This window comes from Comamonas sp. SY3, assembly GCF_041730275.1.
In the GTDB taxonomy this organism is placed as follows: Bacteria; Pseudomonadota; Gammaproteobacteria; order Burkholderiales; family Burkholderiaceae_C; genus Comamonas; species Comamonas sediminis.
In genome coordinates, this window is the sequence record NZ_JBGTYN010000031.1 from 40815 (window position 1) to 50430 (window position 9616).

Genomic DNA, 9616 nt, shown 5'->3' on the forward strand with positions numbered 1-9616 from the left:
CATGTCCCATCTCGTCGAAACCATGGCCTACGCAGGGCAGGCCCCCTGGCACCAACTGGGCAATAACCTGCCTCGCAAGCAATCCCTCGATGTCTGGGCGCAGGCCGCAGGCATGCAGTGGCAGATCCTCGAAACACCTGTTCGCTATCTGGCGGCTGACAACTCGGAAGCGTCTTCTTCCATGTATGCCGAGCCCATGGAGTTCCCCGACCAGAAGGTGCTCTACCGCAGCGACACCAAGGCACCCCTGTCAGTGGTCAGCAACCGCTACCAGGTGGTGCAGCCCCGGGATGTGCTGGAGTTCTACCGGGATCTCACGGAGGTCGCAGGCTACGAGCTCGAGACGGCTGGCGTGCTCAAGGCGGGCCGCAAGTTCTGGGCCTTGGCCCGTACCGGTAAGTCAGCGGCCCTCAAAGGCGATGACGTTGTCAACGGTTATCTGCTCTTGGCGACCTCCTGTGACGGCACCCTGGCCACGGTCGCCATGCCCACCACCGTGCGGGTGGTCTGCAACAACACCCTGGCGATTGCCCTGCAGGGAGCAACCAATGCCGTGAAGGTCTCCCACTCCACCCGCTTCGATGCCCAGGCCGTCAAACGCCAGTTGGGCATTGCCGTGGGCCAATGGGATTCCTTCATGTACCAGATGCGCACCCTGGCAGAGCGCAAGGTCAAGAGCCACGAGGCCATGAACTTCTTCCTGAAGGTGCTGTGCGCATCGGACAAGCCGGGCTCCAGCGGAGCAGGGCAGTCCACGGGCCTCACCAACGAGCGGGCCTTGCAGAAGGCGCAGATGCTCTTTGACGGCCATGGGCGCGGTGCCACCCTGTCCGCGGCCCAGGGCACGGCCTGGGGTTTGCTCTGTTCCATCACCGAGTACGTGGACCACGAACGCCGGGCCCGCAGCCAGGACAACCGCCTAGACAGTGCCTGGTTCGGTGTGGGGGCTGCGGTCAAGCAGCGGGCACTGGAGCATGCCTTGCAACTGGTGGCCTGAATCCACGGGCTTGCGGCGCGTCCTTTGCCCTTCGGCCCTTGGCCTTCTCCCTCGGTCCCTTCAGTTCTCCTTCAAAGCTTCCCAACGCCATAGGCCCTCACCACTGCGATGAGGGCTTTGTGCTTTGGGCTTTCGAGAATTTGAGGGCAGGGGCTTGAAGAAGGGGGAGGGGGGCAGTCGCCTGCTTTGGTCTTTCCTTGCCTGTTTCTTTGTCTATTTCTTCACCCATTTCACTGGAGGCACCATGCCGACACCTGTTTCTACACATATCCCGGCCTCACAGGCCAGACGTCCTGCACTGCGCCTCGTTTCTACCCGGGACATGCCTCGCGAGACCTGGCTGGATGTACGCCGCCAAGGCATCGGTAGCTCCGATGCGGCCGCTGCCGTAGGGCTCAATCCCTACCAGTCCCAACTTGAGTTGTGGATGCACAAGACCGGCAAGGGCCATCTCCTCCCAGTTGTGGATCCCAACGAAGAGACCAGCCCCATGTACTGGGGCACTTTGCTCGAACCCATCGTCGCCGCCCACTACACCAAGCGCACCGGCAACAAGGTGCGCCGGGTCAATGCGGTCCTGGGCCACCCCCAGGTTCCCTGGATGCTCGCCAATATCGACCGGGAGGTGGTGGGAGCTTCTGATGTCCAGATCTTGGAATCCAAGACTGCAGGCATCAACGGTGCCAAGCTCTGGAGAGATGGCGTTCCGGAATACATCCAGCTGCAGGTCATGCACCAACTGGCTGTTACAGGCAAGCAGGCCGCCGATGTGGCCGTCCTGATCTGCGGGCAGGAGTTGCAAATCCACCGCATCGAGCGGGACGAGACCATGATCACCCAATTGATGGCCTTGGAGGCGCAATTCTGGGAACGAGTTGCGACTGGACAGGCGCCAGACGCAGATGCGTCGGACAGCACGGCAGTTGCGCTGCGCAGCCTGTACTCGCAGGACAGTGGCGACACCGTCGATCTGTCCGAGGACGAGAGTGCTTGCCATGCATTTGCCAAGCTGCTTCATGTTCGCAAGCTCCTGCAGGACTGGGAGGTCCAGGAAGCATTGCTGAAACACCAGATCCAGCAGCGCATGGGGTCAGCGTCGTACGCGAACTTCCCCGGCGGCTCGGTGAGCTGGAAGCGCTCCAAGGACGGCAAGGCCTTCAACACCGCTGCATTCGAGAAAGACCATCCGGATTTGGCCAAGGCCTACACGAGCGCCAAAGCCGGATCGCGGCGATTCCTACTGCAGGAGTTGGGCTGAACTTGCAGTCAGCTCAACACCCCGTAATCACTGGCCACCAATATCCGATCGCCAATCAGCGGTCAGCAATTCAACCCATCCGCCCTTTGCTTCTTCTCTGGAGCAAGGGGCTTTTGCATTTCTGGAGAAACACCATGATCAAAGGACTGATGATGACGCCCCCTGTGGTGGGGCGCATCTCCATCGGCAAGGTCATCGAGCGCAATGGCAAGCGATTGCCGCAGAAAGATGACGAATTCACCATCACCACCCAGGTCCAAAGCCGCATAGGCTGGGTACTGCATCCCATGGATGCCATCTTGCGCACGGAGATCACCGACCGGGCATTGATGACAACAGGCGTGGAGGTAACGGAGTTGCAGACACTGCCGCCAGAGTTCGAAGGTACAATGCAGCAATCGAAGCAGACCTTGCAGGACAAGCTTGCTAGGCGGGCGCGAGCAACACACTCATCTCAGGCCACGCAGGGAGATGGCGAGCAAGGTACCAACCCGGCGCAGAAAACGATAGCGGAGGCTGTCAATCCAGCCGGGAACGATGCTCCAGTCCATGCCCACGTTGCCAAACCCAAGCTGCGCAGTATCCCCATCCGCGTGCTGTTCAACGACCCGGCGCTGAACCTGCGGGCCAACTACACCTTGTTCGACCGGGCCACGGCGCGGCCCCTCTGTGTGGGAGATGGACGGACCTGCAAGCGGATGACAGCCAAGGGCATTGAGGCAGGCCCTTGCGAGGGCCCGGACCTGTGTCCCTTGGCCATTGAAGGCGGCTGCAAACCGTTTGGCCGATTCCACATGCGCATTGACCATCCGGACAACCAGGCAGACGCCATGAGCACATTTGTGCTGCGCACCACCGGCATCAACTCCCTGCGCACCTTGATGACCCGCATGCAGTACCTGCAAGCGGCCAGTGGTGGATTGCTGGCATATCTCCCGCTGGAATTGCGCCTGCGCGCCAAGTCCACAGCCATGTCGCACCGCACGCCCATCTACTACGTGGACCTGGGCATCCGCAATGGAATGCCGCTTGACGCAGCCATCAGCCAGGCAGCGCAGGCTGCGGAATATGCGCAGAAGGTCGGTCACGACCAGGAAGCGCTGGAGCAAGCAGCCAGAGAAGGCTATGCGCTGGGCCTGTTTGAGGAACTGGAGCAGGAGGCGACGGAGATCGTTCAGGAGTTCTATCCGCAGGCAGCAGAGCCCACGGGGCAGGGGATGCATATGCAGGAGATGCGTCAACCCGAAAGAGGGGGGGGCAGGCAACATGGCTGACTCTGCAGACAAGGGACTCATCCACCGCTACATGCATGGCATCCGGTTTGATGGTCCGTGGGAGTACAGGGTAATGAGCCCGGCGGGGCGCAGGCGCTGGAGCTACATGTTTCCAGATACGGATCGCGGCAGCGTATCGAATCCGGGAGGCCTGGAATGGTGCTTGAGGCGCTGTGCGGCAGTGATGACGCAACGACCTCTTCGCAGCATTGCTGTCTCTCCGTCATTGAGCACACCCAAAGATGACCGTCGTGGGTGGAAAGAGCTGTTTCCGGTATGTGAGATCCGGAGCGCCACGGCCACCGGAACCGAGTCGATGAATTGTCTGGGAGTAATTCTGGAGCATGGTGGTTGTGCATTGCTCAAGCTGGTATTGCATCGCAGGCAATGTGGCACGTTGGAGGACACCGTCTGCTGGGTCTGGGTGGTGGGTGTGGAGATGATGGAGTTGCCTGCAACGGTAGAGGGTAGCTTATCCCGACCCAGGCATACCATCAGGGCCGCACTGGTTGCCAGTCACGCGTGGAGCGCGCCGTGGGGTAGCGGGTTTGGCGCTCGTGTCTTATGGGGCGCACTTGGGCAATGCATTCTCTGCTCTGTGGACGGAGCGCGATTGCAAGGCCGGTGTGTGGAGGTTGTGACCATCGTGCCCAAGCATTCGCAACATGCGACGTGAGAAGAGAAAAGGATGAACCCGGCTAGCGCCGGGTCCATCCTTTCTGATTCTTTTTTTCTTTTGCGGCTATGGCAATGCCGGTGCTACCGGTGCGTCTCCGGCGGCTTGATCAATGTCCAGGCCTTCACGTCCAGCGCTTGCGCAATGCGCTCGATATTGGCCAGCGACACATTCCAGCGCGATCGCTCCACGGCTGATACGTACGTCCTGTCCAATTCGCATTCCAGTGCCAGTCGCTCCTGCGACCAGCCTTTCTCGACCCGTTTGAGACGCACCCAGTACGCAAAAACATCGCGCAGGTTGTCGGGATCGGGAAGATGAGTGGGAGGAGTGGGTTTGGCAGACACCCTCCTAGCATCGGTTTCTGATACATTTACATCTACGGAGTTTGCTTCACATATTAATGCGGAAAGAAACCCAATCCGGCATCAGCGGGGCATCTCCGAGTACTGAATACCAAGAAAAGGAGTGCGCGCATGCGCTTGGAGCGTCTGTTGCCTTGGGTGTTGATGCCCAATATCGCCATGGCAGGTGGTGGCGGGGGAGGCATCTTCCTGGGCCTCATCATCTTTCTGCCCATCCTGGTATGGGGCTTCATCAAGCTTTGGAAGTTCTGGTTCCAGATGATCTTTGGAGGCCTGGGGCGCACACAGTCGCAGCAAGGCGGTCCACACGCCATCGCCCAGCCCATGGCACAAGCCACCAAAGACTGCCCTTATTGCGCAGAACCCATTCTGGTCAAAGCCAGGAAGTGCAAGCACTGCGGCTCTGATTTGAGTTGATCATGGGTAGGGGCATCGATCTGACGGGACGATCAGCAACAGCCTTTGGCTTTCTATCTGTGAGTCGCTGTATCGCAGTTTCATTGCCAGTCTCATCACTGGGGCACTCCCACTGAGCCACCCTTGACAGAGTACTGCCGGATGCATTCCTTGCTCCAGCCCTGGCCTTGGTGCGTTCTGATTTGATGAGTTTGCTTCGCTTCTGGCGCTGTAGCGGCCAGACCACTGCCGGTTATGTCCTTCTACGGTGCCACCAGTAACGACAAGAGGAAGAGTCACAAATGCAAGAGAAATACGACGTTGTCCTGAGCGGAAGACACCCTGCAGCAGATGCCCACCAGGTGGCGCAAAAGCTGGCGTCTCTGTTCAAGTGCACGCCCGAGCAGGCCGGACGCCTGCTGTCGCAACCGTCCTGTGTGGTCAAGAAGGGTGTGACGGCAGAGGTTGCTGACAAGTACAAGCGGGCCATTGAGAGCACGGGCGCCCAATGCATCATCCAGTTAGCTCCTCAGGAGGCACCGTTGGACTTTGATGTGGTGCCTGTTCTCTCGGCTGCTGCTCCTACTCCGACATCTTCATCGCCGTCCGTTTCTGCTGGTGGGGTTGGAGTGCAAATTGCTTCTGGAATTGCTGCTGACGCCATACAAGCACCCGTAGCGGTATCCACTCCTGCATCTGCTCCTGCTGAACCTCCAGCCGTGACCTCTGCGCCGGCAGTGCAACCACGATCTGCTCCAGCTTCTTCATTGTCGCGCCAGGAGGCTATCCACATCTTTGTTGGCAAGAACCATGGCTACTTCGAGCGCAAGTGGAAGGAGGCGGCGCAGCGCAAGCACCAGTTGTCCTGGAACTGGGCTGCCTTTCTGGTCGGCTTTGGCTGGATGGGGTATCGCAAGATGTATCTCTATTCCTGGATCTTCATCAGCGTAGTGGTTGTTGAACTGATTGCAGAACTTGCCATTGGCGTTCCCAGCTCTATTACGAGCAGCATCAACCTCGGTATAGCGATCGGCTTTGGCCTGAAGGGCAATGCCTGGTACCAGCAGCATGTGAATCAGCGGGTGGACCAGATCCTGGCATCCCACGCGCCAGAGCAGGCCCGCATCGAACTGGCTCGGCAGGGTGGTGCCAACATCGGCGCAGCCGTCGGCTTTGTGGCCGCGCTGCTTGTCTTGTTCGGAATGATCGGTGTCATTGCGGAGGGCTGACCCCCTTGATCCAGCAAACCACCTCGGTAGACCGGATCGACCTCTGTGGTGGCCATGCTTACCGGATTCCCATCTTCCGTAGTGCGTTGGATTCGCCGGGCTCCTTTGACCACCAATATCCATCTCTGACGTCTCTATGAAACTGACAACATGCGGCGCGCTACTCCTGGCGGTAGCTCTGGTGGGGTGCACGGATCGTGCACGAGATCGCGTCTCTTCTTTGGTCGAACGCGCCCAATCGGTCTTTGGCTCCCAGGACACCAAAGAGCCAGCACCAGCGACGCCGGATTTGCTCACCCAACTGATCTCCTGGGAGGCCATCGGCATGAATTTGGCCTATGTACAGCAAAGGGCGGGACCCGCCATTCGTTCCGAAGACCACCGGCATCACTACATGGTCCAAGGCTGCCAACTGGTGCTGGGGAGTGATGGACAGGACAAAGCCATACGCTCGGTCCAGGTGGCACTCTCGCCGGGGTGTGATGTGGATATTGGCGGATTGCTGGGCATGTTAAAGCGGCAGCCACTCAATGCAATGACCTTTGGGGCGTTTGATGAAGCCATGGGCTCAGGGCAGTACCTGGCGGACTGTTTTCGGGACTGCGGCAATGCTTATGTTCCCAATGTCTACCTGGTAGAGCAAGGGAGCAGGGCATTGCAGTTCAGGCAGGTGATGATCACTGCAGAATTGGCAACGGATCCGGCCATGGAGGCAGCAGGGCGGTGGGCTGACGCCATGGTGGCCAAGAAATCCGAAGACTGGGTGGTGAGAGATCTGGGATTCAATTGCCAGCCTCAGAAATACCGGAATGTGGCCGCGCAGGCGCTGCACGCTGTCAAACCCGAGTTCTTCAGCTTTGGGGACGAGTTGGAGTTCCCCAAGTGTCCAACGGCAGAAGTGGCAGCGAATAGTGAACCGAAGGCAGGAGCATCGACTCTCCTCGCAGGCATGGTCATGGTCCCGCAGCAAGAAGGACAGTGCGACATGGAGTACGACAAGCGGCTACGTGCTGCAGGTCTGAAAGCGAATGAGGTCTCCATCCATGGACCCGAGGGTCAGGACTTCAAGGGCTATGGGTGCGCCTACCGCATCACGCCCGCGCCTGGCAATGCGATGCCGCTCGGCTCGACAGTGACCTATCGCAGTGCGTGGGAGACTGGATGAGCCTCATCCGTGCCAGCTATTTCCCTTGGAAGTCTCTCTAAGGCTTCGCTTCATGGTCCGCGGCAGTGGCCCCATTCACCTTTCACATACCTATGAAAAATCTCACCCTCGTTGTGGCTTGCTCCGCTATCGCTCTTTCTGCTTGCAGCAAGGGCCCCGTTGACATCGTCAAGTCCAGCTTTATCGACGGTGCTCGCACCACGACAGTTGCCAACGGTCTGGGCAAGCGGCCCCTTTGTAAAAGTATCGATTGGGATAGTTTCAAGGATGGGAAGAGCCGCGTGGTGGTGCAGTACAAATGCACCATCATCGATGGTGAAGACTTTCAGAAAGAAATGAGAGAGGACTATCTGCAGCGCATCACGAAGGCTGCAGAACAATCTGTCGTCAGCGCTATGAGAGATCGCGAAAGCGCGGCGAAGCGAATTGAAGAAGATTTTCCGTATGAAAGAAATCTGATCGAACGCGCGCAGCGAGCAATTGAGCGGATCCAAGCGCTACCTGAGCAGCGATCTTTGCAACGGGACCAGATCATGGGCCTTCGGTTCGAAATCGAAGAATATGAAAGGGGTTTAGAGGTAAGTCGGCGCGAAGCAAAACGAAAACTACAAAGCGCTGAAGACGACATCCTAACCGCTCAAAAGCGGAATGACACAGAGCTTCTGAGAAAGGAAGCAATGGCACGGCATCCTGTGTACCAAGGCACATCAGAAATCTTCCAGTGGATAGTTAATGCCGAAGGGCAGCCGGTGATCACATATGGTGAGATACAAGCTAAAGATGTCAAGGGACAGGAGCAAACGCTGATGAAGTACAACCAGCCGCATCGCATGCTTGGCCTTGCTTCGCAAGCACAGGAGAGCAAAATTTTGGACTACATGCAAGGGATCGGTATGGCGTCTTTTCTGGGGGTGCTCGGGCGGTGACTCTGACATCCGTCAGACGAATCAAAATTGCTGAGAAATATTTATTTTGAAAACTCACCCCGTAGGGGTGGTGTGAAGAGGAGGCGTCTAGAAACCATTTCGACCACATTTCAATCTCGATGCCAGCTTAAGGCTGATTGCAGTGAGTCAACTCTGAAGTACCCGTGACTGCTGATACGCAGAGCAGTCATTGATCCGAGGCTTCTGCAGAAATCTTCCCGTGGACAAAACAGTCCAATGTCTGCCTAGAATGGGTTTTTCGATTCACAGCGGCGATCTAAGCCAAGATAGCATTAGGTGATGAACCAGCACTACTACGACACATTGTTCTCAGCAGCCCGCGAAAAAGGCTTGACGATCTCAGCAGCAGCGGACGAAGCAGCGATGGCATTTCTTGACGGAAAGCCGATGGGTCAGGGCAAGAAAAGGTGGAGTGGTAGAGATCGACACACAGCCCTCTGGAGCTCCGAGTTCCTGAAGGCTTTACCCGCTGATGTTTGGAGCCAAGAGCCCCTTCGCTTAGCTTTAACGCAATACTTAGCGCAAGATCGAGTTGCCTGTCCCGAGCTTGTGGCGCGGGTTGCCGCCATCGCTCCCGATGTGCTGATGTGGGCTACCCGCCATTCTGACCTCGTGATGCGACAGGACTCTCCGCGTTGGTTGGAGATCAGCAAGCTGGATGCGGATCAGCATGAGGCGCTCGCTGAACTGACGCGCGTGTTTCTCATATTCCGCGAAGCTCACCAAGTTCGGCTTGATGAAGTGGCGCGTCTACGCAACCCCTTGCGTGAGCTCGCTCCTTTAGATTTGCTGATCTATGCCAGCCTGTTCGCCTTTGAGCACCAAATACCAAATTTGCTTGATGGTCGGTCGCGACCAAATTTGCCCGATGTTCAAGAGGCATGGGATGCCATTGACGACATATTGGCCTGGAAACTCGCCAGCTGCGATGAGTCGGACCTGCAATTGAGCGAAACATCACTCGCTTCATCATTGCGGCAGCATCTGATTCCATTTCTATTCCCGTCTGCGGATAGGCCACGACACGATTGTTATCAGGCATTTCTTGCATTGCTTGGCGCACAGGTCGAACTGAATGCATTTGTGCATAGATCTGCTGACGCCTTCAGCTACGACGACTCTATTCGGTTTGAACGATGTGGAGATCACCTAGAGATCGTCGAAGTGGATGCCGATGCCATAGCGGCGTGGCGTCGTGATGGCAAGAAGTTCGACCTTTTACACCAGTACTGGTTGTACCGGGGGATGGATGCCCGTAAGCGCGCGGTGAACCCATCTTGAAGTGACTCTCTCCGTCTCGCAACATCGT

The 9616-nt window shown here is 57.7% G+C and carries 9 protein-coding genes; 8 read left to right on the plus strand and 1 reads right to left on the minus strand.

The features are described from left to right. The first annotated feature begins 1 nt into the window (after nucleotide 1). From ACCQ08_RS24285 to ACCQ08_RS24295, 3 genes are all read left to right on the plus strand, one after another. Nucleotides 2-997 (plus strand): DUF932 domain-containing protein, encoded by a 996-nt coding sequence (locus ACCQ08_RS24285; RefSeq protein ID WP_021027139.1) that lies wholly within the window; start codon nucleotides 2-4, stop codon nucleotides 995-997. A 244-nt stretch (nucleotides 998-1241) separates the two neighbouring features. Next, nucleotides 1242-2255 carry a YqaJ viral recombinase family protein gene (locus tag ACCQ08_RS24290; RefSeq protein ID WP_373451217.1) on the plus strand — a complete coding sequence of 338 codons (1014 nt, stop codon included), beginning with the start codon at nucleotides 1242-1244 and terminating at the stop codon, nucleotides 2253-2255. A 134-nt stretch (nucleotides 2256-2389) separates the two neighbouring features. Further along, nucleotides 2390-3529, plus strand: coding sequence for a hypothetical protein (locus ACCQ08_RS24295; protein ID WP_021027137.1), 1140 nt, complete (start codon nucleotides 2390-2392; stop codon nucleotides 3527-3529). Between the two features lie 759 nt (nucleotides 3530-4288). Here the strand turns inward: ACCQ08_RS24295 and ACCQ08_RS24300 are convergent. Beyond that, complete coding sequence (locus ACCQ08_RS24300) at nucleotides 4289-4552, minus strand: helix-turn-helix domain-containing protein (RefSeq protein ID WP_021027136.1); 264 nt, start codon at nucleotides 4550-4552, stop codon at nucleotides 4289-4291. A 129-nt stretch (nucleotides 4553-4681) separates the two neighbouring features. Between ACCQ08_RS24300 and ACCQ08_RS24305 the strand changes: the two genes are divergently transcribed. From ACCQ08_RS24305 to ACCQ08_RS24325, 5 genes are all read left to right on the plus strand, one after another. Further along, entirely contained in the window at nucleotides 4682-4987 is a 306-nt protein-coding gene (locus ACCQ08_RS24305) for a hypothetical protein (protein ID WP_052330003.1), read from the plus strand. A gap of 281 nt (nucleotides 4988-5268) precedes the next feature. Next, a complete protein-coding gene (locus tag ACCQ08_RS24310) occupies nucleotides 5269-6195 on the plus strand; it encodes a DUF2628 domain-containing protein (RefSeq protein WP_084635808.1) in 927 nt (308 codons plus the stop codon). Between the two features lie 136 nt (nucleotides 6196-6331). Next, the gene (locus ACCQ08_RS24315) at nucleotides 6332-7360 is read left to right on the plus strand and encodes a hypothetical protein (RefSeq protein ID WP_373451218.1); all 1029 of its coding nucleotides are present in this window, start codon (nucleotides 6332-6334) and stop codon (nucleotides 7358-7360) included. Between the two features lie 92 nt (nucleotides 7361-7452). After that, nucleotides 7453-8286: a hypothetical protein gene (locus ACCQ08_RS24320; RefSeq protein ID WP_373451219.1), complete on the plus strand. Its 834-nt coding sequence runs from the start codon at nucleotides 7453-7455 to the stop codon at nucleotides 8284-8286. Nucleotides 8287-8586: 300 nt separating this feature from the next. Then, a complete protein-coding gene (locus ACCQ08_RS24325; RefSeq protein ID WP_373451220.1) occupies nucleotides 8587-9588 on the plus strand; it encodes a hypothetical protein in 1002 nt (333 codons plus the stop codon). Nucleotides 9589-9616: the final 28 nt, after the last annotated feature.